18 protein-coding genes, 2 other RNA genes and 1 pseudogene are annotated in these 25854 nt (G+C 33.1%); 7 read left to right on the forward strand and 14 right to left on the reverse strand.

Annotated elements, in window-relative coordinates; genetic code table 11:
- Positions 1–2: 2 nt before the first annotated feature.
- Together RCG18_RS26640 and RCG18_RS26645 are read right to left on the reverse strand one after the other, a co-directional pair.
- Complete coding sequence (locus RCG18_RS26640) at positions 3–2609, reverse strand: indoleacetate decarboxylase (protein ID WP_308038984.1); 2607 nt, start codon at positions 2607–2609, stop codon at positions 3–5.
- 176 nt (positions 2610–2785) lie between these two features.
- Positions 2786–6028 (reverse strand): SNF2 helicase associated domain-containing protein, encoded by a 3243-nt coding sequence (locus RCG18_RS26645; RefSeq protein WP_308038985.1) that lies wholly within the window; start codon positions 6026–6028, stop codon positions 2786–2788.
- Positions 6029–6253: 225 nt separating this feature from the next.
- On the opposite strand from RCG18_RS26645, the gene ffs reads away from it, so the two are divergent.
- Both ffs and ssrS read left to right on the forward strand, forming a co-directional pair.
- Positions 6254–6518: signal recognition particle sRNA large type (gene ffs, locus RCG18_RS26650), an RNA gene on the forward strand.
- 13 nt (positions 6519–6531) lie between these two features.
- Positions 6532–6723, forward strand: a non-coding RNA gene (gene ssrS / locus RCG18_RS26655) — 6S RNA.
- 149 nt (positions 6724–6872) lie between these two features.
- On the opposite strand, the gene RCG18_RS26660 is transcribed toward ssrS, so the two are convergent.
- The 3 genes from RCG18_RS26660 to RCG18_RS26670 form a co-directional block, all read right to left on the reverse strand.
- Complete coding sequence (locus tag RCG18_RS26660; protein ID WP_308038986.1) at positions 6873–7937, reverse strand: C45 family peptidase; 1065 nt, start codon at positions 7935–7937, stop codon at positions 6873–6875.
- Between the two features lie 137 nt (positions 7938–8074).
- Complete coding sequence (locus RCG18_RS26665; RefSeq protein WP_308038987.1) at positions 8075–10726, reverse strand: PEP/pyruvate-binding domain-containing protein; 2652 nt, start codon at positions 10724–10726, stop codon at positions 8075–8077.
- Positions 10727–10731: 5 nt separating this feature from the next.
- Complete coding sequence (locus RCG18_RS26670; protein ID WP_308038988.1) at positions 10732–11397, reverse strand: TetR/AcrR family transcriptional regulator; 666 nt, start codon at positions 11395–11397, stop codon at positions 10732–10734.
- Positions 11398–11693: 296 nt separating this feature from the next.
- On the opposite strand from RCG18_RS26670, the gene RCG18_RS26675 reads away from it, so the two are divergent.
- Both RCG18_RS26675 and RCG18_RS26680 read left to right on the forward strand, forming a co-directional pair.
- Complete coding sequence (locus RCG18_RS26675) at positions 11694–12395, forward strand: hypothetical protein (RefSeq protein WP_308038989.1); 702 nt, start codon at positions 11694–11696, stop codon at positions 12393–12395.
- Between the two features lie 28 nt (positions 12396–12423).
- Positions 12424–12969, forward strand: coding sequence for an HD domain-containing phosphohydrolase (locus RCG18_RS26680; RefSeq protein ID WP_308038990.1), 546 nt, complete (start codon positions 12424–12426; stop codon positions 12967–12969).
- 119 nt (positions 12970–13088) lie between these two features.
- Here RCG18_RS26680 and RCG18_RS26685 read toward each other — a convergent pair whose 3' ends face one another.
- From RCG18_RS26685 to RCG18_RS26695, 3 genes are all read right to left on the reverse strand, one after another.
- The gene (locus RCG18_RS26685) at positions 13089–14171 is read right to left on the reverse strand and encodes a HAMP domain-containing sensor histidine kinase (protein ID WP_308038991.1); all 1083 of its coding nucleotides are present in this window, start codon (positions 14169–14171) and stop codon (positions 13089–13091) included.
- Between the two features lie 77 nt (positions 14172–14248).
- A complete protein-coding gene (locus tag RCG18_RS26690) occupies positions 14249–14533 on the reverse strand; it encodes a hypothetical protein (protein ID WP_308038992.1) in 285 nt (94 codons plus the stop codon).
- Between the two features lie 18 nt (positions 14534–14551).
- Positions 14552–15247 carry a response regulator transcription factor gene (locus RCG18_RS26695; RefSeq protein WP_308038993.1) on the reverse strand — a complete coding sequence of 232 codons (696 nt, stop codon included), beginning with the start codon at positions 15245–15247 and terminating at the stop codon, positions 14552–14554.
- 259 nt (positions 15248–15506) lie between these two features.
- Here RCG18_RS26695 and RCG18_RS26700 point away from each other — a divergent pair, with 259 nt between their 5' ends.
- Both RCG18_RS26700 and RCG18_RS26705 read left to right on the forward strand, forming a co-directional pair.
- A complete protein-coding gene (locus RCG18_RS26700) occupies positions 15507–15740 on the forward strand; it encodes a hypothetical protein (protein WP_308038994.1) in 234 nt (77 codons plus the stop codon).
- A gap of 12 nt (positions 15741–15752) precedes the next feature.
- Positions 15753–16328 (forward strand): hypothetical protein, encoded by a 576-nt coding sequence (locus RCG18_RS26705; protein WP_308038995.1) that lies wholly within the window; start codon positions 15753–15755, stop codon positions 16326–16328.
- A gap of 52 nt (positions 16329–16380) precedes the next feature.
- Here RCG18_RS26705 and RCG18_RS26710 read toward each other — a convergent pair whose 3' ends face one another.
- Together RCG18_RS26710 and RCG18_RS26715 are read right to left on the reverse strand one after the other, a co-directional pair.
- Positions 16381–17559 carry a hypothetical protein gene (locus tag RCG18_RS26710; RefSeq protein WP_308038996.1) on the reverse strand — a complete coding sequence of 393 codons (1179 nt, stop codon included), beginning with the start codon at positions 17557–17559 and terminating at the stop codon, positions 16381–16383.
- On the reverse strand, positions 17546–19384 hold the full coding sequence (locus RCG18_RS26715) for a DNA mismatch repair protein (protein WP_308038997.1): 1839 nt from the start codon (positions 19382–19384) through the stop codon (positions 17546–17548). The genes RCG18_RS26710 and RCG18_RS26715 overlap by 14 nt, the downstream gene beginning before the upstream one ends.
- Before the next feature lie 203 nt (positions 19385–19587).
- On the opposite strand from RCG18_RS26715, the gene RCG18_RS26720 reads away from it, so the two are divergent.
- Positions 19588–21927 carry a YcdB/YcdC domain-containing protein gene (locus RCG18_RS26720; protein ID WP_308038998.1) on the forward strand — a complete coding sequence of 780 codons (2340 nt, stop codon included), beginning with the start codon at positions 19588–19590 and terminating at the stop codon, positions 21925–21927.
- 84 nt (positions 21928–22011) lie between these two features.
- On the opposite strand, the gene RCG18_RS26725 is transcribed toward RCG18_RS26720, so the two are convergent.
- From RCG18_RS26725 to galU, 4 genes and pseudogenes are all read right to left on the reverse strand, one after another.
- Positions 22012–22629, reverse strand: a complete 618-nt coding sequence (locus RCG18_RS26725; protein WP_308038999.1) for a HutD family protein — start codon at positions 22627–22629, stop codon at positions 22012–22014.
- Between the two features lie 56 nt (positions 22630–22685).
- A complete protein-coding gene (locus tag RCG18_RS26730; protein WP_308039000.1) occupies positions 22686–24179 on the reverse strand; it encodes a histidine kinase dimerization/phospho-acceptor domain-containing protein in 1494 nt (497 codons plus the stop codon).
- Positions 24176–24856 (reverse strand): response regulator transcription factor, encoded by a 681-nt coding sequence (locus RCG18_RS26735; RefSeq protein WP_308039002.1) that lies wholly within the window; start codon positions 24854–24856, stop codon positions 24176–24178. Before RCG18_RS26735 ends, RCG18_RS26730 begins: the two co-directional genes overlap by 4 nt.
- 69 nt (positions 24857–24925) lie before the next feature.
- A pseudogene (gene galU, locus RCG18_RS26740) lies at positions 24926–25847 on the reverse strand (UTP--glucose-1-phosphate uridylyltransferase GalU).
- Positions 25848–25854: the final 7 nt, after the last annotated feature.

Below are 25854 nucleotides of genomic sequence, written 5' to 3' on the forward strand. Positions count from 1 at the left end.
TTCTACATACTTGTAGCATTATACTCTGTTCTTGCTATTATTTCATCCTGTATTGGCTTTGAAAGCTCTACCCAGTAAGCACTAAAGCCTGCTACTCTAACAATTAAGTCACGATATTTTTCAGGATGTAATTGTGCATCACGAAGCATATCAGAGTCAACTATGTTAAACTGTATATGATACCCTCCTTGCTGAAAATAAGACTTAACTAAATCAACAAGATTCTGAGAACCTTCTCCTCCCTTAACTGCATTTGGATGTATCTTCATGTTAAGTTGAACACTTCTCATTCTTATAGGATCTAGTTTGATTCCTGATTGGAATAGAGCTATTGGGCCGTTGACATCTGTACCTGGTGTAGCTGATAGTACACCATCTGTTAAGCTAACACCGGCTACTCGTCCATCAGGGGTAGCACCACATACACGTCCAAATGGTCCATGTGCTGATATTGATAGTCCAGCTGGTATCCATTGAAGTCCTAAATATGTTGTCTCTGATAAACATACTTCATTATAATGCTTCCAGCATTCAACAAATATTGAATCTGCATAGTCATCATCATTTCCGTATTTAGGCGAATTTAGTAAATCCCTATGTATTCTTTCAAAACCACTACTAATACGTTTTTGCTCAAGCATTGAGAAATTTCCAACTTTGTCTGCTCTTTCAAAGCCAAAGTTTTCTTTTAATGCATGTCTTAATTCTTCAAGTGTATATTTCTTATCCTCAAAAACCAACTGTTTAATAGCTACTAGACTATTTGCTACATTTACCATACCTGAATTTAGCAATGTTACTGACTTATTATAACGAGCTCCATTAGAATCTAACGGTTTACCATTCTTAACACAATCTTTGACTAATACGGAACCCATAATAAGAGGATTCACTTCTCTGTGCACTGCCATAACATAGTTCCAGTAACGCATGTAAACTCTTAGGAATCTTTCTTCCACCTTACACCATGCATTCCACAAATCCTCATATGTATTGATATCTCCTAAAGGCTCAGCGCAGCGTATTCCTGTTCTTGGGTCTACTCCATCATTTAAAACTATTTCCAAGCACTTAACCTCATTAAAGAAGCCTGGATGGCATATACCATGACATGTTCCCTGCATTTGCATTTCAACACAACCACCCATTCCTACATCTCTAGCATCTTCAATAGTTATATTCTCATCTCTGTGGTTTTGCAGTAAATGCTGAATGCAAGCTTCATTATTAAACCAAGCAGGATATCCCGCACCAGTTTTTGTAGTTTGTGCAGCTTTCATTAATAGTTTATCAGTTGTTTTAGAATTTACCATTATACCTAAAGTAGGTTGAATAGTCTGCATACTGCAGCCTGCTTCAAGTATTATTTCTTCTAATTCGTTGTCTGCACATTTTCCATCTCTTGTGACTCCTCCAACTATCATGTGCTGGAATAGGTTTCCTGACGCTAATGCTTCCCAGCTTCTTGGAGATACATACTCTTCACTTGAAAATTTTACTCTCATTAGCTCCATAAGCTCTAGAGCTTCGTCTCTAGTTAGCCTTCCTTCTTCTATATCCTTTTTGTATAGTGGATATAAAAGTTGTCCCCAACGTCCAGGAGAAAGTCCTACAATTGGACCATCTAATGCAATAGCTATGTGTGCTGTCCAAGCTGCCTGTAATCCTTCATAGAATGTTCTTGCTGGCTTTGCTGGAACCCATCTTAAGGTTTCAACCATCTTCAATAATTCACTTTTTCTCTGTTCATCTTTTTCTTCAGCAGCCATTTTCTCTGCTTTGTCTGCATAATTCTTAGCCCAATTTATAACACCTTCACAGGATAATATAGTTGCTCTCCAAAATAGAACCTTTTCAGCAACTTCTCTAGTAGTAGGAACAGTACTTTTAATTTTTTCTTTACATTCCTTTATAATGCCATCTAGGCCTCTCTCAACAACCATATCATATGCTGGTATCCATCTTCCTTCCATAATAGATACAACACTTGGAGGAAATATTACAGTTTTGAAAGCGTTATCAAGGTCATCATATTCTGGCATAGTTTCTTTTAAGAACTTGTCTGACTCATCTTCAATACATTTACCTTCCCAAAACTTGGAGGATTCTATTAAAGGTACTGTATCTTCTTCTTTCATTGCAAAAGTACCCATTTCAATTATACCCTTGGCTTCTTTATGGCTGCGTCCTCCTCCTACTCCGACATCATAAACCTCGTCACCTGAGCTTTCTGCCTTTTCAATCATATGTGAATAGAATTTTTGGCTATATTGTAGATATACTGGTGCTCCTCTCATATATCTAGTCTTCTGCATAGTAATAAGTTCGTAAGGCTGAATTGCTGGTGTTATATTTTCAATAGCATACTTATATGCTCTTGCTCTACGAATGAGAAGTGGTTCTCCTTCTGCTCTCTTCCACTCCTCTGTATAAAGTATACTAAATTCTGGGTCAAGCATACACCTTGCTTCTAGCAATCTTTTTTTAACTATCCTGCCTCTTTCTGTTGTAGGTTCTTCTGATACTTCTCTCGAAACATATCCCTCTTGTTTCTGCTCTTCATTAGTTGGTGGCCATTTTAATGTTTTTAAATTTTCAAAATCGATCACCTTTAATTCCCCCTTCAATGTAATTAAATTTCTCGTACAATCTATTATACCATAGCAAAATGTAATATTTTACACTTAAATTATAATTATACAATTCTTTATAATTATTATATAAGTTAGCTTGTTTTACCTTAGAATAATTAAAATAAATAGGAGCTGAATTTATTATCAGCTCCTTACATTTCAAATAGTCTCAGTATTTCTTCCTCAGTTAAAGTAGCAAAGCTCTCACCGCTAGTCAATTCATCTCCTAAAATTCCTGATATAAGCTTTTTCTTTTCTTTCTGAAGTAATAATATTTTTTCCTCAATAGTATCTTTAGCTATAATTTTTATAACTTCTACCACATTCTTTTGACCTATTCTGTGAGCTCTATCTGTAGCTTGCTCTTCCACCGCTGGGTTCCACCAAGGATCAAAATGAATTACTAAATCTGCAGAGGTTAAATTCAATCCTGTTCCACCAGCCTTCAAACTTATCAAAAATACTGAGTTTTCTCCATCATTAAAAGCCTTTACCATGTTCATTCTTTTTTCTGAAGGCACAGACCCGTCTAAATAATTAAAAGATATTCCTTCAGCATTAATTCTTTTTCCAATATTCTTAAGAACTGATGTAAATTGAGAAAATATCAATGCTCTATGCCCTTCTCCTACACTCTTATGAATAAGCTCAACCAATGCTTCTATTTTTCCACTACCACCACTATAATCTTTCATTAATATCGTTGGATCTAAACACAGCTGTCTTAGTTTTGTTATATAAGAAAGTATTTCTATTTTACTATTTTGAAATTCATAATCCTTTACCTTCTTTTGAATAAGCTCAACTGCGTAGTTTGCATAAGTTTTATAGATTTTCTTTTGTTCATCCTCCAAATTCACCACTAATGTTTTTTCTATTTTATCAGGCAATTCCTTTATAACATCTCTTTTTTTTCTTCTAAGAATAAATGGTTTTATGAGTTTATTTAAATCCTCTAAGACTTCTGGACTTTCTCTAAGTTTTTTATGATACCTTACACTAAATCTCTTTTCATCATATAGGTATCCTGGCATTATGAAATCAAATATAGACCACAATTCCATAAGAGAGTTTTCTACTGGTGTCCCTGATAGTGCAAATCTTCTTTTTGCTTTTATTTTCTTAACAGCTATTGCATTTTGAGAGTTTGAATTTTTTATATTTTGAGCTTCATCTAATATACAATAATCAAATTCGATAGAATTATATCTTTCTAAATCTCTCTTTAATAAATTATAAGTTGTTATAAGAACATCATATTCATCTATTTTTTTAATTATTTCTTCTCTATCTTCCTTTGGTCCATTGACAGCTGCTACTCTTGCCTTCGGTGCAAACTTTTCAAATTCACTTATCCAATTATATATTAGTGATGTAGGAGCTACAATCAGTGATTTACTCCCCTTATTAGACAATAAAAAAGTAATAGTTTGAATAGTTTTACCAAGCCCCATCTCATCACCTAAGATTCCGCCAAAACCTAAATGATCTAAGGTTTTAAACCAATTATATCCTACTTTTTGATATACTCTTAAATTACCCTTTAAATCTTCTGGTTCCTTAAAACTTAACTTTTCTATATTTTTAAATTTATCTCTTATTTTATTTAATTCTTTTTTCCCCTTTATAAACTTAATTCCATTATCCTCTAAGTAATTATTAATAAAAATGCTCCTATTATTGGGTATTTGAATACAATTATCCTCTGTGTCCTTTAAAGAAACTACATCTAAAAGCTTTAAAAATCTATTAAGCTCTAATTCTTCTAGATCTATATACTCACCATTTTTAAGTTTATAGTATTTGAGATTATCTCTAAAAGCTCTTAGTATGTCAGTAGTCTCTTTGGGACTAATATCGCCTATTTTAAAATTCATTTCAAAATAATCGTATCTACCTGATTTGATACCTCCACTAATACCCTTTGATCCGATGGACTTTATGCCTTTAAAATTTTCAGAGTAATAAACTTCTCCTATCTCTTGAAGTTTATTTATTTCAGTTTTAAAAAACCTAAATATGTAGTCGTCTCCCATTAACAGATAAAACTTACCCTTTATTTCTTCAAAGCCTAAACCTCTGAGTATTTCAATTACCTGTGATTCTTTTCTAGAGTCTCTGTATATGATTTTTTCCTTATAATCCTCAAAAATATTAAATTCAAGAGTTCCATACATAACCTTTACTGTCAGTGTAATATCTTCCTCTTCCTTATCAAAATAGAAATTGAAGTGACAGTCATCTATTACCACTTTTTCCCTTATTGATTTAGACAGAGTAACATTAGGAGACAATCTATTAATATCTGGAATCAACCTTCTCAATATAGTTTCTTCTTCAAGAGCCCCTATGGTTACTACCTTAGCTTCATTAAATACTTGAAGATATGGACTTATCTTATAACAAAATTCATAGTCTGGAGTGTATATAGATGTACCATATAAGAAAATATTATTGTTACATCCTAAAGCCTGTGGCATTCCTCCTGGAGATTTAAGAACATATTCATCTTTTATTAATTTTAAATCAAAATCTATCGGTGGAATTTTATTTAAAATTTCAGTTTCTATAGGCCTATAAAAGAACCCTTCATTTAGATAAACTCTATGATTTTTTATAACCTCAAAAAATTCTCTAACTAAGTTTTTAGGTATATTTACATATTTTCCATCTACAATGCTATCTTCACTTTTGTAAATAGTTTTATTATTTCCTTTTATCTCTTTCAATGTTTCAATATAATCAATAAGCCTTTTATCCTTTGTACTTAACCTTTGATTTTTTATATTAAAACTAAAGTTTTTACCATAACTTATAGAAATATTATTATAAAGAGCTATCAAAAACTGATTAATATCTTTTAGAATGTAAAGATTGCTGGAACTCATAGACTTAAGTCCTATTTTAAACTCAACAGTAATATTATGACTCCATTCATTTTTATTTACATAAACCTCAATTTTTATTTCCTCTTTATGATCAGCATCTCCTAAAAGCATATGTAATAGGCTATTTTTGCTTTTAAATATACCTTCGTCACGAATACTCTCTTCCGCCAAAAGAGGATGCCTAACTAACTCTTCTAATGCTTTATAAAAAGTTGCAACTAAATGCTTACAACAATAATTTCTTTTTTTAAACTCATTTTTTTCATAATCTAGACAGCTGCAATATGTAGAAAAAATACTTCTTTTTTCTGCATCCATCTCTATTTTTGTATTATATTCATTAAAGAGATTTTCTGAAATTACATTACCATTTATACATATTAATTTATCTTCATCAGTTATATCTACAGAAGATACTAAATCATTATTAAAAACTCTTTGCCCATTAGCATAATTTTTGCCACTAGTCTCTTCATTAAATATTTGTAATAATATATCTTCTTTCAACGTTCTTTCTCCTTAATAATTTAAAATTTCCGATCCCTTAATTATATCATAAAATGAAATATAAATCAGAGTTTAAGCTTTACGTCAAACTTCTTTGTCTTATGGTAGCTCTATCTATACCCAAACTAGGAATAACTTACTATATGCCGAACGCTTGTGCTAGTAATCTAAATATGTTATTATATTCTCAGCGAAAGATAATAACTACTTTTAATGAATAACTATTCGTGCTAGATGGGGAGCTAGCGGTGCCCTGTAACCTGCAATCCGCTACAGCAGGATTTAATTCCTTCTTTAGGCTTTAAGCTGTTAGGACAGTCTTACTCAAGTGGTGTTGAGAATTGGGTCCCATGCAACAGAAATTCATAAACTCCGTCAGATCCGGAAGGAAGCAGCGGTAAGTGAACCCTTCTGTGTGCCGTGGAACAACCTGATTTGAGCTAACTAGGTGAGAAACGCTGGTAGATTACTGTCGATAGAAGGTGCACGATCTACATAGACCATAATTTCTGAGATATTCGTTAGCTCTTATTTTGAACCTACATTAGAACCTTGGGAGTCCAATATTTAGATGAGGATATGTACCTTCTTATGAGTCCTTTTTACGGCATTGAGGGCGATAGATACATCTGTGAGGACACCCCCCTATCGAGAGATAGGTGTCAAAATGGGAGTACCGGTATTTTGGATTTAATTTTGTAAATTTTAAGGGAGTGCTTCAACACTAAGTAATTAGTTTTGAAATACTCCCTTTTCTATTAATTATTGACTAACAATGCGCAATGATTTTAAACTGAATTTTTGCTTTAAACTTGTAAAAAAATTTCGTAAGTGTTCCTGTCTTCTAAAACTCATACCGTACATACTCGTGTTCGCAAGGATTGCCAGCGGCTATATATATAGCCCCTTCCTCAGGCACCATGATAAATGATGCAAGTGTCGCTGATGATATTGGAACCGTGGAATCAATGTGGCGGCATATGGAATATGGATTTTGGTCGTGATCGGCCAGGATTTTCTTAATGATTTCAATATTTATGCGCCCATAATGCTGATCCACTAAACTACGAATTCTATCTAAGCGATGGTAGCTGTCGGGCTGTAATTGTGGTGCAGTGTCCTCTCCCTTGAAGCGTTCTGTAATGTAATGATTTGAATGCAACATCATATCCCTTTCGGGGTATAGAAGTTCAAAATCGTTATGAATACTCTCAATACCGAACATGTGCCCATTTTTATCGGCTAAATGATAGTAGCCAAGACCACGGGCAACTTGTTTAAGATTATCCATGGCGTCGTGGATATTTTTCTCCCTCATCACTCTTGGAAGGTAACAGCCCACCGGAATATTAAATGAATAATTTTTACCTATAGTAGCATTTGCGCACATACCGATTCCGGCGGATGAGAATATGAATTCACTGGAGTTTGAAAAACTTAATATAAATTGATGAATGCCATTGGCATGATGAATTTTTAATAAATCTATCGGTGCTTCGGGAAGAAAATCTATGTTTTGCCCCAGGATGGTTTTCCCGTCTTGTGTTGCTTTTCCTGTTACCGCAAATGAGGTACATAGTCCTGAAAGTCCCGAAATATTATTATAGCTGAAAGTAAGCTCATTAAAGCACTTCTGAGTAAATATTTCTTCCAAAGTAAGCCCGGTAACGTCAGCCTGTCCCCGCATTATTTCAATCAAATAGGGATCAAACTTTTGAACTGCAGAGAAAAACTTCATAGCATTGGAGATGACCTCTTCCTTTGAGGCTTGGTAATAAGACATCATACTATTACAAATGTTTTCTGAAACTTTTAGGATACTCTCTTTGCAGCCTTCTCCCCACTGCTGGCCGATTTCATAAGGAGTTCCCCCGCACTCAATGAGTTTAAACTCTTTAGCATTCTTCATTATAATTTCTCCTTTCATTTTCGATCAAAAACCAGTCTGATCTTAATTACATTTCATGTAATTAAAGTTTCTTTTCCAAAAGTCAATCATCTTCGAAGAAAGACCTGTTATATCAAGTTGCTTCATGATTAGGTATCCTACTTAATGTCTTCATCTGAAAGAAATATTTTACCGTTATCGCCATCAACTACTATTGTCTGGCCCTCTTCTAGAATACCCATTACTCCTGGTATATTCACCACCGCTGGAATTCCATATTCCCTGGCCACAATGGCTCCGTGGGATAAGAAACCTCCTGTTTCCATAACAATAGCTCCGGCTTTTAAAAACAATGGCGTCCACCCTGGGTCAGTGGATGGGGCTACTATCACCTCTCCTGGCTGAAGTCGTCCTCCCTCATCCGGATGGCTAATCAACCTAACTGAGCCAGAGGCTTTCCCAGCGGCAGCCGGCACCCCTACTAGGCAATTTCTAGAAACTCGAGTAATTGGTTCCGTAAACTTTGGGGTCTTCCCAAAAATCACATCTGGTGGAGCCAGCGATTCCATTTCTCTCGTCCAGTCTTTTCTTACAGCGATCAGAGCCTGAAGTCCCCTGCCGTCCCATTCACCACTTAATACCGAAAAAAGCTCCGTCCAGGTACAGAAAAAGACGTCATCTGGTTCTTTAATGAGAGCTTTTTCGTAAAAGCGGCAACCTAATTCTCTGGCAATCATCCGGTACGCATCCATTACCAAGGCCAACACCGATTTGGTCTTCTCTCGCACTGCTGCCCCAGCCTGGCTCTCCCTGACCATGTTCCTTATGGAAGAGTGTTCAGAAGCCGGTACTTTGTCTTTGATCTCAAGCCAGGCTTGCTTCTGTTTCTCTTTCTGATCCTCTCTCAGCTTACCAAGACCAGCAGTGTTCATGGTGCTCTGAATAATACCCAGCAGATAAGTCTGGTCCTCATTCCATCTAGAATTTATAATATCGAGTTCATACACCGCACGGTGACCGTATTCTTTGATAAATTCACAAAAGGCCTGCTTGAAGGGAGAACATTCGGGTAATTCCTTCCATGCTGACGGATCAAAAGAGGTTCTGCTCAAGTATTTGGCAGCATCAGCGTCCTTTCTTGCGATTTCAGCCAGCTCCACCAGTTTATAGCCATGGTCGGCGCTAGTAATACCCTCCGTTCCACCTACCATCAGGGCATTCATTATCATCAGCTCCCGACCTTCGAAGTATTTACTAAGGGTTTGGAGTAAAAAAACCACCGGCATGCTGCCCACAGCTGCTAAAAGGTTGAATTCACTGGCAAACACCCTAGTTATCCGTCCTAGCTCGTCATAGTGAGTAATAAAATCCAGATCCGTCCAATGTTTTAGTCCCTTTTCAGTTATCTTTTGAACCGAAGTCGATACCCGCTCCCAGATTTGGGCGGCGTTTTGCTTGGTCTGGTTAATCAGCGCACCAAACTTCATTGCGCGTTCTTCAAATCCGGGCTGGGGTTTCAGATCGCCGATATCGATCGTCGGCTGGTGACCTCCCCAAAAAACATTAAATCCATCTGGTGGGCTACCCATGGAATCATACATACCCCACTGATAAGCTGGTAAGTTGCAATAAAGCCGACCGTTATAAAAACGAGAAAACTGTATTCCAACCGGAAGCTTATAACCTAATCCTTTAAAACTCATAAAGTGTATGATGTCAATGATGTTTTTCATCAATCTACGGTTTAGAGGCGATTGGACCATAGGTATGGCGTCTCGATAATTACCGTTAGACCATATATCAGGCTGGTTCTGCAGGGCCGGGAAGGTCTTACGTGGCAGGGTAGTTACCGGCCTAGCCTGAACCAAGACAAACTCCCGGCCATCATAAACCCATTCAACATCTTGGTGCTTCTCACTGTTTCCCAAGGCATCAAAGACCCGTAACAGAAGTCGGCCAAGCTTTTCAATTTCCTTGTCCTGAAGCACCTGCTGGGAGTGTATTTCCGCTGACTCAATAAATTGGGTTCCTTCGTTTTCCCTCTTGATAGTCAGTCCTTGCTTGCGCCCAATTTTTCTCGCCATTAACCGTGGCCCGGCGTTTATAGCTTCGGCTTCTAGATAATACGTATCCGGTTCCACTGTGCCGGACACCACCGACTCACCCAGCCCAAAATTGGCGTTAACCACCATAACATCTTGGCGGCCTGACAAAAGATCGCAGGTAAAACCTACTCCAGCAGCCTGGGCTTCCACCATCTCCATGACCACCACCGCCGTTTTTATATCAGTATCGTTTATATTCATCTTTTGGCGGTATGCTACAGCCCGCGGCGACCACAAGGAGGCATAACACCCTTTCACCGCTGACAGGATGTCGTCTAAACCGCAAACATTCAGAAACGAATCATGGATGCCGGCAAAGGACGCCTTTTCAGAATCTTCCGCAATTGCGGAGGATCTCACTGCCCATGCTTTTTTTAGCCTGCTCCAGCTATTAAGCCACTCCGATAATTCCTCGACAATGGATGGCGGTATTGATCCGCCCATAATTTTTTTCCTTAATTGGCCCAATCTATCCTTGACATCGGCTTCATACAAATTCTCTAGGGTAGTCGATGAGGCAAGATTACCAACTATCTCCTGCAATTGGTTGTGCTTGATATACTCGTCGTAAGCCTGTGCAGTCAGTACTCCTCCCTGAGGAATGCTGAATCCATATTGGGCCAGGCGCCCTAGATTCCAGCCTTTACCTCCGACCATTGATACGCCTGACTGAAAAGCCTCTTCCCAATTCAAAAGATACTTCATCTCTTTCACTCCCCTTTACTTATCTGATCTAGCGCAGATTTCTCAGGACCAGCTGACTGGCTAGCTGCGCCATACAGAAATAAATCTACTAGCTTGGCTATTTCCTCATGAAGTTCAAACCTTGAGGGATCATTCAACCATTCGAAAGTCATTGTGCCCCTAAGAACATCTATATGCGCCACCAACATTTTAACTGAAATATCTGGCCTGATTTCGCCCGCCTGCTGTCCTAGACTGATAATTTTGGCCAAAACACTCTGAGTGCCGGTTTCAACCTTTTGAGATTCTGAATCCTTAAACATATTTCTCATACGATAATTAATACATATTCCTGTAAGTTCTGAGTTGTTTTCAACCCAACCATAAGCATGATTAAGGGCAACCAGCAGGCGAGACTTGGTATCCGGCAGATTCTGGATAGTTTCAAAGGTCTCTCTCGCTAATTCCTGTGAAATACCTCTTACGTATTCATCAACTATGGCCTCTTTGACTGGAAAGTAGTTATACAGAGTCTTTCTTGCGATATCTGTTTCGTCTGCTATCTGCTCCATAGTTGTATTGTTGAACCCCTTGCTCTGAAATAGATCCATAGCAACCTTAACGATTTTCTGTCGGGTCTCCTTTTTTTTCCTCTCTATCCGACCTTCTGCCAACATTTGCCTGGCATCCATCTTTACACCCCCTAAATACATTTTGTGTTAATATATACATTCGGTATTTTTACACATTGTGTAATATTTATTTAATTCTATATCCTACCAGTTTGTTTGTCAAGAGCCAAAATAACTTAACCTTTGCCCCTATAGAATTTCAAACCTCTAAGATTTACTTATCCTGCTGCATGTAGATAAAAGGATTTTCATTAAATACATCGAATATTAAAATAATTAAGAAATATTTATATTTTATCTTAAAATTTTATTAATATATAGTAATTTATAAATAATTAAGAGGTAGGTGTTATAACATGAGTAATATAAACTTAAAGGAAGATTCTCTACCATCAATAAACTACATAATTAAGCAAACAGAACAGTTGATACCGGGAGATATTATTTTACACCCAATTTATAGAGAAGATGGATTAATGCTTATCAACCGATATACACATTTATCTATCCTTTCTATTAAACAAATACATATACATCTTAAAAATAACGTATCAGTCGTTGTTATATCTTCTAAAGATCACTTACAAGAGTTTTTAGATAACAAGCTATATGCGGATATTAGGTTTATAAGAGAGTTAGAAAATATTATTATAAATATTAAAGAAGTATTTAAGCTTCCATTATCTATTTATTCTTATGTAGATCCAAGGGTGAATCTTAAATCCTATTTGAAAAGAAAACATCTAAAAACTCAGGAAAATATTAAAGTTGAAGAGAAAGAAAATATTAAAATCGAAGAGGAAGAAAATAATACTTTAATTAAGGTAATTACTACTTCTCCTCTATGGAATTGCTTTGAGTTTAGACTAGAATCTACAGAATTACAAGATAGAGCAAAAACTATAAAAAATCAAATTATTGACGTAATCTACAATGACAAATCCTTACTTGATTTGATTAGTAAAATGAAAAATTATGACGATTTGTTAATTATACACGGAGTAAATACTTCTTGCATTTCTCTTCTATTTGGATTAACTCTTGAACTATCAGGATAATGATCTGATAGACCTAGCAATTTCTGCATTGTTTTGTAATATTGGTTTTACAAATCTAAAAAAAGATATTTTCTATAGTTTTTTAAAAAATCAAGAACATGAGGATTTGATAGATAGACATATTAAGGACTCTTTAGAAATGCTATTGAAAGCATCGAATTACTGCAAAAATAAAAAAATAATTTATGGAATACTTGATCATCATGAATATTATAGTGGAGGTGGATATCCAGGAGGCAAAAATTCGGAATCTATTAGCTTATTTGGAAGAATTATAGCAATAGCCATGACTTATGATGAGCTTGTCGGTGGATACCTAGAAAGTTCAGGTATTCTTTCCACTAGAGCAATTAATATAATGTGGGAGAATAAAGGTGAAAAATTAGACCCTAATATTTTAAAAATATACATGTGTCGTTCTACTCTATATAAAGTAGGAAAAAATTTTTACAATTCCGCCGGAAATAAAGGTATAATTATTGGATTTAGCAACTATCTAAAGGCTCCACATAAACCTATGGTAAAATTCGGAAATGATACTGTAATTGACTATTTTAATAAAAATAGCATGTAAAGTTATGACAACCTGTCAGGATTAATGAATATCTGTTAATCCTGACAAGTTTACTTTTAAAAAATTTTTATTAGAATTCTAAATTCTATAAAATAAACAGTGAATATTATTTTAAAGTTTTAATCACTTTCACTTGGAAGAGTTATTTTAAAACATGCTCCACCTTTAATACGATTTTCTGCAACAATACTTCCACTATGCTTTTCAATAATACTTTTTGTTATGGCTAAACCAAGTCCATAGTTTCCCTGTTTTCCTTTATAAAATCTATCAAATATATTTGTTATGTCCTTTTCGTCGAAACCTGGACCATCATCTTCTAATAATATAATTATTTTTGAGCCTTCCTTTTTTAACGTTACATCTATATATTTTTTAGAATATCTTAGCGAGTTTCCAAGAATATTAATTATTGCTCTTATAAGTTTTTCCTCATCACCTTGCAGCATTATATTATTTTCACTTGATGAAAAACTTATCACCTTTTCGTTTTTAACTGCAATTCCACTTACTCTTTCAATGCTACTTCTTATCATATCTTCTGTGTTTATTCTCTCAAAGTTCATTTCTTCTTGCAAAGCATCTATTTTGGATAAGTATAACAAGTCTTCTACTAATTGTGATAGTCTTTTACTCTCTTCTATTACAATATCAATAGCTTTATTCTGATCATCTACCACACCGTACTTTATACCTTCTGCATATCCTTGTATTGACATAAGAGGGGTACGTAGTTCATGCGAGGCATTTTGCATAAATGTTTTCATAGTGTTATCATATGCAGAAAGCTTTTGCGTCATAGAATACATGGTTTCTGCCAGCTGCCCTATCTCGTCATCATTGTATTTTATAGGTTCCATATCATATTTTCTTTCACCAATTTTACTTGCATATTTACTAAGCTGAGAAATAGGTCGTGATATCTTTTCAGATACATTATTTGATATTATCAGTGCAATAATTGCCGCAATAAGCATTATCGATAAGAGCATTATATTAACAATAGTTGTAAGCTTACTGCTTTTATCAAGATCAGAATAAATCAATAGATAACCTTTTTTCAAATTATTTGAGGATTCCAGTGGATATATTGTAGCTGCATATCTTTTTCCAGATACATTAAAATAAAACACATTATTTTTCTTTGTTTCAGACGTTATCAATTTTCTCTTATTTATCGCAGGAATTAAGTTATTTTGCAACAATAAGTACTCCTGGCTGCTTTCTTTTAAAGGGTAAATTATATTTTTATTTTTCCCTAATATGGCGTAGTTAATATCTAAAAAGATTGGGTCTTTCTCAAAGTTCTATTAATTTCTAACATACTTTTTATAAGTTCTTTGTTGTTTTCACCTTGTATTATAATATTTAAGTCCTGTAAATCTTCGGACATTGATTTTTTAACAATATCCCCTGCGGCTATAAGCTGTTTTTTAGTCTGTGTCCTAACAAAAATTCTAAGACATGCATCAAATACTGCTGCAGTTAAAATCAAAGAAATTAAAATTATTATTATATGCGAAAAGAAAATTCTTTTCTTTATTGTTGTTTTAGAAGGTTTCATGGATATATTCCTTTCCTGTTAACTTGGATAAGATATTTTGAACCCAAATCCCCATAAAGTCTCTATTTTTAATGAAGATCCTGTGCCTGCAATCTTTTTGCGAATTCTTTTTATCATATCATCTGTGGCTCTAGTATCCACCTCGCTATCGAATCCCCATACCTTATTTAAAAGTTCTTCACGGGATATTCCTCTATTCACATTTTTAGCAAGGTATAATAAGAGATTAAATTCCATTGGCGTAAGCTTTAAATCCTGTCCATTACAAACTGCATATCTACCTCCAATATGAATAGTTACGTCAGAAACAGTTACATCTGCCTGATTCACTTTTGGTACCTTCTCAAATTCCATCCGTCTAAATATACTTTTTACTCTCAGAACTAACTCTACGGGACTGAAAGGTTTTGTCATATAATCATCACTGCCAAGCATGAGTCCAGCTATTTTATCTGATTCACTATCCTTTGCCGATATTATAATAATTGGTACATTACTTTCTTTCCTAATTTCAGAGCATAAGGTGAGACCGTCAAGCTGAGGCATCATAATGTCTAAAATCAGCATATCTGAAGGTCTTTTCATAAAAGCTTTCAGAAGTGTTTCTCCATCTGAAAAAACCTGTACGTCATAGCCCTCTTTTTCAAGAAACATTTTTATTAATTCCTGTATTTTTAGTTCATCGTCTGCAATATATATAAGCTTTTTCTCCATGTCAGCACCACCTTTAACCTACTCAATAATTATTTTTATTATATCATTCATAAATTATTTATCCCATATTTGAAATATTCCTGCCACAATTCTGCCACAATCTATCGGAGATTTATCCTAAACTAAGATGTTAAACTAAGTTTATATTGAAAGTACCTAATATAAATTATAGAGAAATTTTGAGTAAAGGAGATTTTTAAATGACCAAAGGCATATTATCATTATTTATAGTAGTGATTATATCTTTTTCCATTACTGGATGTACAAAAGAGAAGCTGTCTCAGCAAATAGAAATCTAAATAATTCTAATGAGATTACAAATAAATCCACTTCGAGTCAGAGTAATTCTTCTACCAAACAAGGCTCTAATACAAAGAATGATACAATAGATAATTTGTCCAATTCAATGGACACATTAGATAAAACACTAAATGACATGGATAATACTAAGGATATTAATGACACTGAGTCTTTAATAAATAATTTAAAATAAGGAGATGTAAAAATGAAAAATTTAAAATTTAAAATTGTTTCAGCATTGATTTCTGCTTCCCTTTTTGTACCTGCAATATCTGTTAATGCTGCAGGAGTAACTAGCGGTGCAAATAACTTAGGAAATGGATTGACAAAACAACAGAAAATTGCTAACAAACAAGAATGGCAGCAATATAAAGCTACTATAACACCTAAAAAAGATGCAATAAAACAAAATCACCAAACAATTGCTTCTTTAAGAAAAGAAGTATCTGAAAAAAGAGCTACTATAAAAACTTTAACTAAAGAGATAAAGCAAAGCAATAAAAAATTAGCATCTGATGATTTATCTAAAATAAAAACTCAATTGCAAACCATAAAAGATGAAACCTCTGCATTAGCATCCACTAAGGGGGCTATAACAAAAGATTTTCAAACAATAAAGACCGATGTTAAAAATAAAAACTTTCAAGATGCTGAAGCACAACTAGACAATGTTATTTCTATCCAAAATACGAGAATAGATGGATTAAAAAAATTAAGTGCAGATATGGATACGCTAATAAACTCACTTCAGACAGTATCCGCTAATGTTAAAACATCATAAATAAAATAGAGAGCTCAAATTTTACATACACAAAATTTGAGCTCTTGTATTTTTAGTTTACCCAGTTACTTAATTCTTCAAATATAGATCTAACACCACTCCCCCACTTACTGTCCTCTGCATATTTCTTACCTATCCATAAAAATGGATCTGTATCTTCAGGTGTATTTTTAGACAAATTAATCAATGTTCTAGCAGCTATACTTGTGGAGTCTTTTATGTTAGTGTTATATTCCTTCCAACTATGAAACACATTATATGGATTATTCGCTATCTTAGAAGCATAAGGATTATCTTTAGGCACAAAACTTTGTTCCTGTCCTGCTACAGAAAAAAGTACAATAGGATTTAAATTAAATTCTTTTGATACAGAAAGTATAGTAGAAAAATAAGGCTCTTTAGTTAAAAGAGAATTACGTTTATCTAAAAAGTTTTTTAATTTTTCCTCGTTTACTTTTTTATATCTCATGTATACAGGCATGTGAATATTAGGATGAATATTAGAAGTTTCTATGATTTTATCAGTTTGAAAAATATAATTTTCACTTTTGTATTCAGCTTTTTTTACGTTTAAAAACAATCCTTTACTTAAAGTATATAACCCGATACTAAATACACAAATAGCTAGTACTACTGTCCCTCTACGAAAATTCAACTCTCTTAAGTAACTTAAAACATCTTGTAAAGTAGGTTTAAAATTACTGCTGCATGAGTTATCTAGTGGCATAACACTATTGAGTGGTATTTTTTCACTCTTAATTGTTATAGCATTGCTAGAAGGCATCTCTTTACTTTCAATATGCATGTCCTCTTTTAGCAATGTATTTGAGTTAACCTCTTTATCATACTTAAATTGTAAATAAAGCTGAGCCTCATCCATTTCAATTTTAGTGTTGCTATGTACATTAACCCAGCTTATTAGTTCTCTTGTAAAGTTAGTTCTTAGATTTTCATCAATTACACAAGAATCAAAAATGTCATAAAGAGTAATTAAATTTTTGCTGCTTCCAAGAGTATTTTTTAAAGTAATAATTTTAATAGATAACTTAAAGTCTTCAGGTATGCCATCTAATTTAGTATATATAATCTGATGAATTGTATCTGAAAGTATTTTTGCATTTTTTACTGCTGTGTTTTCAGGGTACTTTTTATATATATAATTTTTAAACTTTATAATGTCTTCCCTATCTATAACCTTTATCTTTTTTAACTCTTCTTCAATATGCTTCATAATCTTTACTACCTGTATTACTATTGTCTATATCAATACCTGCCATTCTCATTAAGTATATTGCATTTCTAGTTGTAGAAACTCCTGAACGTAATTTGTAGTCAAAATATATTTCATCATTTTCATAATGCTCTCTAAAGTGGTAATTTTTAACTTTATCGTTTTTATATTCTATATCAGCTAACTCAAGGTCATGAGTTGACACCATTCCCAAAGCATTTTCATTGCTTAATTTTTCTATTAAGACTTTTGCACCTGTATGTCTATCTTTAGAATTTGTTCCCCTAAAAATCTCATCCAGTAAGAAAAAGACTGGTTCTTTTTCTTTTGTAGCATCTACAAGCTTTCTTATTCTTAAAAGTTCTGCATAAAAAGATGATACATTTTCCTCCAGGTTATCACTTATTCTCATGCAGGTATAGATATTCATTATAGAACAACAAAAGGTATCAGCACAAACTGATGCACCTGCATAAGCTAAAACTAAGTTAATTCCTACAGTTCTAAGCAATGTACTCTTACCAGACATATTGGAACCAGTTATCAAGAAAATGCTTTGATTTCTATCTATTCTTAAATTGTTACATACGCGATTTTTAGTTATTAACGGGTGGCCTATATTTTTAGCTTCAACTATTAGAGAAGTTTCCTTTATTTCTGGCATTGCCCATTCTGGATAGTCATGCTTAATTACAGCTAGGCTTGATAACGCTTCAACCTCTGCAATAACATTTAGCCATTGCTCTATACATCCACCAGATTCTTTTTTCCAACGTTCCAATCTAATTAAGCAGTGATATTCCCACAAAGTTACAATATTTACTATATGATAAAAAAAATTAGCTCTATCAGAGATTAGATCTACCACTATAGATAATTTATTAATTTGCTTCGTTGCAGTTATTTCGTTTTCGCTAATAAGATTCTCCTTTAGTTTTACTAAATATCTAGATTTAAATCTTTTTTTCTCAATAAGATTTAACATTTTACTATATACTTCTATATCCTTTTTGTATTTATAAACTACATTTAATATTTTATTGCTTTTCTTAAAGTTAAACTTAATTATAATTGTCTGAATTCCTATACATATAAGTGGAAAATAATATGGTATACTATGTGATAAAAAATATAATAAACTAACTCCTATTGTAATAATGGGTAAAATATATGTCATAAGTATAAACTTTCCGCTACAAAACAAATTATTTTTCTCTTTTCCCCATTTAAATAATAGTTCTGGATTTTTCTTTTTTTCTGTAGCTATCTTTCCCTCGGCCATAAATCTCTGTCTCCACCCAAGATTATCCGAAAGCTCTTTTACCGCCTCCTGTCTATCATATATTTCTTCTATACTATAATTTGGAGCTGTTAACATGTACTTTATCTTTTCTCTTCCTAAATAAGTACTAGCAGTGTTAATGTACTGAAAAAGTGATCCTTTTCCAAAAATGTCTAAATCCTTTGAATAATTATGGTCATCATTTAAAAAATCTTCTCCAGCATCCTCAAAAGATTTCCATTCTCCTTTTAGACGTTTTAAAGAATTATCATTTATTTTACATATCAATGTTGAGCATTTTTTATTATATCTAATTTTACTGTGTTTACTAAGTAAAATTATAAACAATATACCAAACACAATTAGTACTGGAATACTAAAATAGTACTTTTTAATCATATAGGAAAAAATCGCTAAACCTGTAACGGCAATAAAAACTATAAGCCTTAAAGCAGATATAAAATTAATTGAATATACTTGCTTTTTTAGTAACTTTTCATAGATAGCTTTTCTCTTTAAATAACGGGATTCTATAGCATTCAAATTAACTATTCCTCCTCTTTTGCATAAATTATTCTTAATTATATATCCATAATGTAACATATTTGTAATCTATGTGTCTAGTTTATCATATATAATACATATATAATGAAAATTTTACCTCAATCGGGAGCGCTTTGCAATTTTGTATCGTCTAATAAAATACCAATAATCTCTACCTATAAAATATACAAAGGGGGATAACTATGACAAGTAAAAAAACATACGCTATTATTCTAACCGCTCTAATTTCTCTTAGCCTTGTATCACCGGTTTATGCACAGGAAACAAGTAAAGCATTGTCCAATACGACTGTATCTAATACTACAACAGTAAGTGCCATAAACGAAAGCAATTCTAAAATATCAAAGGATGAAGCAAAAGTTATTGCTAAAAAAATTCTAAAAGATTATTTTGATTTTAGTATTGATGACACAAAATATCAAACCAACGTGAATTTTACACCTGATTATCAGTATTCTCAATTTGGTGCTAATAATAAAAACTATATTTGGCAGATAAACTGGAATTCACATGATCAAGAAAAAGATGTGAGCGTTAATGTTTCGGTAGACGCTACGAACGGTAAAGTTACTAATGTAGATGTTATGACATCTTTGCGCGGACAAGCTTCTGGAATTGCAACTCTAACAGAAGATCAGGCAAAAGAAGTGGCAGTAAAATTTCTAAATAAAATAAACCCACAAGAATTTTCACAATGCAAATTGGTAAAAAATGATTCTATGACTTATGGATGGAAGGGAGATCCAACATCATATAATTTTAACTATTGCCGAGTAGTTAATAATATTCCTTTCTCAGGAAACTTTTTGAACGTAACTGTGGACAGTATTACAGGTAAAATACGTTCTTACGGTTTCAGATGGAATGACTATCAGCTTCCTTCACAAGATGGGATTATATCACAAGAAAAAGCAAATCAAATATTTAAAGATAACTTAAATTTAGATCTTAAATATGTGCCTTATAGAGATGAATATGGATATGATACAAAAACAAAAACTACTAAGATTGCCTATATGCCTGATATGTCAAGCGGAGTTAACATTGATGCAAAAGAAGGTAAAATGTTAGATTATAGTAATACCAGTCCATTGGATAAAAAAGTAACGGATTTAGATGAAAATCAGAAAAAATCTTTTATAGGAAGCTATAAATCAGTACAAAAGTTGGACAAGGAACTAACCAGCAATGCTGCTGAAACAATAATGAAATCATTAATTAAAGAAATATATGGAGATGGCTATGATATTGAGGCAACAAGCTATCAAGATAATAATGGTATATATGGATCAGGACTTACATGCTGGTCAAGTCATTTCATAAAAAAAGGTGCAAATAACGATTTTGCAGATCAAGGACAGATAACTATAGACTCTTTAACAGGACAACTAGTATCCATAAATAGATTTAATCCTGTTGATAAATTTGGCTCAAATGACGATAATTCCAAACCAAAAATTACTTGGGAACAAGCATATAGTAAGTCTATAGATATAGTAAAAAAATACTTCCCAGACAAAGTTAAAGATATTGATACTAAGCAAACATATATTCAGCGTACAGAGTATTATAATAATGTTCCTCAGTTTGATAGATTATATGGATTTAATTTTAATAGATTAGTAAATGGATTATCCTATCAGGATGATTCTATTAGTGTAAACTTTAACTCATCAACAGGTGAAATAGCTAATATTGACAGCAGATGGACTCAGAGTTTAAATGCACCTTCAGCTAATGGAGTTATAAGTAAATCAGATGCACAGAATATATTCTTTAATACCTATAGACCTCAACTTCAATACACACTTTTTAATACAAGCAAAGATCCAAAAAATTCAGAGCTTGGAGTTAAATTAGTATACAGTGTACTAGATGGATTACAATACAGACAACTTAATGGTATAGATGCTTTTAAAGGTAAATTTATAGATTATAATGGTCAAGAAATTGATAATAATTTTGAAGCATTTAAAGCAAAAATCAAGGGAAGTCCTGTAGAAAAAGAACTTAGCATTTTAGCTTCATTAGGAATAATTGACACTAAAGATTTTGATTTAAATAAGCAAATCACCAGAGCTGACCTGGTAAAAATTCTTGTCAATGCAAAAGGTTATAGACCTTATATGTTAGAGACTTCATCAGTCCTTAAAATAAATTATGGCGGATCAAAAGACGATGAAACATATAAGTATTTACAAATGGCAGTTTCATATGGAATGCTTGATAACTCAGGAGACTTCAATGCAAATGAAAAAGTTACAAGAGAGGAAGCTATCAAATCTTTAGTAAAACTTCTAGGGTATGATAAGCTTGCGCAAGCAAAAGGAATTTTTACTCTCTCATATAGTGATGCTAATGATATAACCCCTGCAAATACAGGATATGTAGCCATATCAAAAGGCCTTGGACTTACTAATGATACTGATAATAAATTTAGACCAAAAGATCAAATAACAATATCAGATCTAGCAGTTAATGTATATAGAGCTTTAAACAGCTTAAGAGGTAATGGATATTAATAAAATAATAAAAACTTAAATTTTAAAACACGTTGTATGACCTACAACGTGTTTTATTCGCTATTATTTTACGTTATAATTTATTTAATAAAAGATTGTTGTTCTTATAATCTTCGCTTCTTTATCTCCTTTGTTGTAAATACTCAGCTCACACTTACTTTCATTATTCTCTCTTGTAACAGATAGTAATTCTCCCTCATTAACCTCAAATACTTTATCCTGTTCAGCTATTTGAATACTACCCTGCACAATATAAAAAGCATCTGTAATCTGATTTGATTCTTTACTACTTTCATTTAACAAAATTTTAATAGTATCTTCAGTTTTAAAAGATAGGGCTTGTAATTTTCCAGTACATTCCTCATTCATCATTAAATTAAAATCCGTTACAATCCCCGAACTCTTGGTTTCCCAATCTCCCATAAAACTATCCTGTTCAAAGACGCCAAGTACTGCTTTGTGGTGCCCTTTATGTTCAAGTGTCAATTTCCCATCGATAATCATAATAATCCTTGAAATGCCAGGCAAATACGTAAACTCTGATTCATTTACTTCAACCTTTGCAGAACTAAGTCTCCATTTAAAGTTTCTCTCACTATACTTTGCTTCTTCCGGATATATTAAAAGTTCTGTTGTAGTTCCTCCGGACCATCTACTTATTTGAAATTCATTTTTTCTTATTAAGTTGATTTTAGTTTCCATATGGCATCCCCCTATTACTAATAAACTTTCTATTTGTTGTTTTTCTCTTTATAATCTTAAGTAATCTCCTGCACTTTATCTACTTCAAACCAGAAAGTTACTCCCCCCTCGCTATTTTCTACACCATAGGAGTTATTATGAAGATCTTGAATAGCTTTTACTATAGAAAGTCCAAGACCATATCCTCCATAAGCTCTTGTTCTAGCTTTATCCACTTTATAAAAACTGTTCCACAATTTTTCCAAAGATTCTTCTGGAATGTGTTTTCCAGTATTGAATACATATACTTTTATCTTATCATTTTTAATAATTTTGCTTATTTTTATGACCCTATCGCCGTCTATGTGGTTAATTGCATTATTAATATAATTCGTAAGTATTTGCTCAATTCTTACCATATCCCCACAAGCAATATTACTTTCACCAATATCAAATCTTATTTTTATATTCTTTTCATCAACTATAGCTTTGTATTTATTAAGCACATATTCTATTAAAGATGTTAGATTAAATTCTGTTTTTTCGATGTGAAAATATCCTGATTCAATTTGAGAAAGATTTAATAAATCCTTTACCAACTTATTCATTTTGTCCGTTTCATTCATTATAACATCGCAGTAAAACTTTCTGTCTTCTTCATTTTCAGCAACATTGCTAGTTAGCCCTTCCGCATACCCTTGTATTACTGCCAGAGGAGTTCTTAGCTCATGTGAAACACTGGATATGAACTCTTTTCTCATCTCATCTATTTTTCTTTCTTTTTCAATATCTTCCTCAAGCTTTTTGTTTTTTATATTTAACTCTGTAATTACCCTGTCCAGCTCACCAGATAAATAGTTAACACTTTGCCCCAGTTGACCAATTTCATCTTTACCTTTTATACTGCATTTTTGTGTAAAATTAAACTTAGCCATATTTCGAGCAATCTTATTTACCTCTAATATTGGCTTAGTAAATTTCCTTGAAAACATATAAGCCCATATACTGCCAAGAATTATAATTATAATTCCTGTAATAATAATAAATTTATTTGCAATATCCACGCTTTCTCTTATTGAAACTAATGGAACTCTTATAGTAAGAATCTCCCCACCGCTTAACTTTGTTACAAGAGTGAGAAAATCTATTTTTAACTGTATATCTCTTCTGATTTCAAAGGTATATTGTCCCTCAGTATATTCGTTCAGTTTATCACCAGGAAGCTGCTCCGGTGGTGGTTTCGGTCCTCCTTTGAGAGGATTATCACTTTGTATGTGTTTTTCATCTGGTAATCTACGTGCAGAATTATAAATTGGTTTTCCATCTTTATCACGAATATCAATATTACTTCCAGTTATATTAGCTGTTCTATCTAGCTCATTTTGTATGTCTCCTACATTCCCTTTGTATATGTTTGTTATATTTTTTACATTATCTTCAAGTATTTTTTTCTTTTTGCTTATATAATACTGATTAAGATATAAAGTATTTAACATCCATAGAAGAAAAATAAAAAATATTAGCAAAAATGTTATGGAGATAAAAAGTTTTGATCTTATAGATTTATTCATTTCTCAACCTCAAATCTATAACCATATCCACGTATCGTATGTACATAGTTACTTTTTGAGTCCAGTTTTATTCTTAATCTATTTATATGAGTGTCAACTGTTCTTAAATCTCCATAATAATCATACCCCCATACTTTATCTAATATCTGTTCTCTACTTAGTGCCTTTCCATAATTCTCAGTAAGATATATTAGTAAGTCATACTCCTTTGGACTTAAATCCACTGTATATCCCTCGATAGTTACTTGATGCGCATTATGATCTATCGTTAATCCGTTAAATTCCTTAGAGTCATTGTTTTCTATAGATGCAACTCTTCGCAGCACAGCATTTACTCTTGCTATTAATATATTAGGACTAAAGGGCTTTGCAATATATTCATCTGCCCCAATGTCTAAGCCAAAGATTTCATCAAATTCTTCTCCTCTTGCAGTTAACATCATGATTGGAATTCTTGATTTTTTCCTTATCTCTCTACACACAGTCCAACCATCATATTCTGGAAGCATCACATCAAGAATTACTAAATCTATATCTTCCTCATTAGAAAACACCTCTAATGCCTTTCGCCCATCTTCTGCTTCAATGGTACTATATCCTTCCTTTTTAAGAAAATCTGTTACGAGTTTTCTTATTAACGGCTCATCATCAACTACTAGTATCTTTTTGCCCTTCATAATATACCTCCGAAAAATGTTACTATCTATATTATAAAGTATTTTTGTTACAACTTTGTCACAATTATATCACTTAACCAATAACCCCGCAAAACTATAGTATAGTTCTTCATTTACTACGGTATTATTTTTTTCCTTAATACTTAAAAGATATTTTATGAGATTTTCTCTTAAATCTTCACGTTTTAAAGCATATTCTATATTAGCTTGTATAAATCCTAACTTATCTCCAACATCATATCTTTTTCCTTCAAAACAGTAGGCGTATACTGCCTCTTGCTTTGCTAACTTCTTTAGAGCATCCGTCAACTGTATTTCACCACCTTTGCCCGGTCGTTTCCTCCAACATTTCAAATATCTTAGGAGTTATTATATACCTTCCAAGAATGGCAATATTAGATGGTGCCTCTTCAATTCTAGGTTTTTCTATCATGTTGTTGACCTTGTAAATACTATTTTCAATCTCTATACCATTTACAATTCCATACTTAAATACATCTTCTTTTTGAACCGATTGTACTCCTAAAATAGAAGTTTTATATTTATCATAGCAATTCATTAGCTGCTTTAAACATGGTACTTTACTATCAACTACATCATCACCAAGCATAACAGCAAAGGGTTCATTTCCTACAAAGGTTTTAGCTCTACTTATAGCATGACCTAGACCTCTAGGTTCTTTTTGTCTCATATAGTAAATATCGGCCATATTAGATATACCCTGTATCATTTCAAGCAAATCCCCTTTGCTGCTGTTTTGCAACTCATCTTCAAGTTCAACGGATTTATCAAAATGATCTTCTATGGCCCTTTTATTTCTACCTGTGATAATTAGTATTTCTTCAATACCAGAAGCAACAGCTTCCTCAACTATATACTGAATAGTAGGCTTATCTACTATAGGCAGCATTTCTTTAGGTTGAGCTTTTGTTGCTGGCAAAAATCTTGTGCCGAGTCCGGCTGCTGGAATTATCGCTTTTTTTACCGTCATAACCATA

Origin of the sequence: Clostridium sp. OS1-26, assembly GCF_030915445.1 — a bacterium.
Classification (GTDB): domain Bacteria; phylum Bacillota; class Clostridia; order Clostridiales; family Clostridiaceae; genus Clostridium_AM.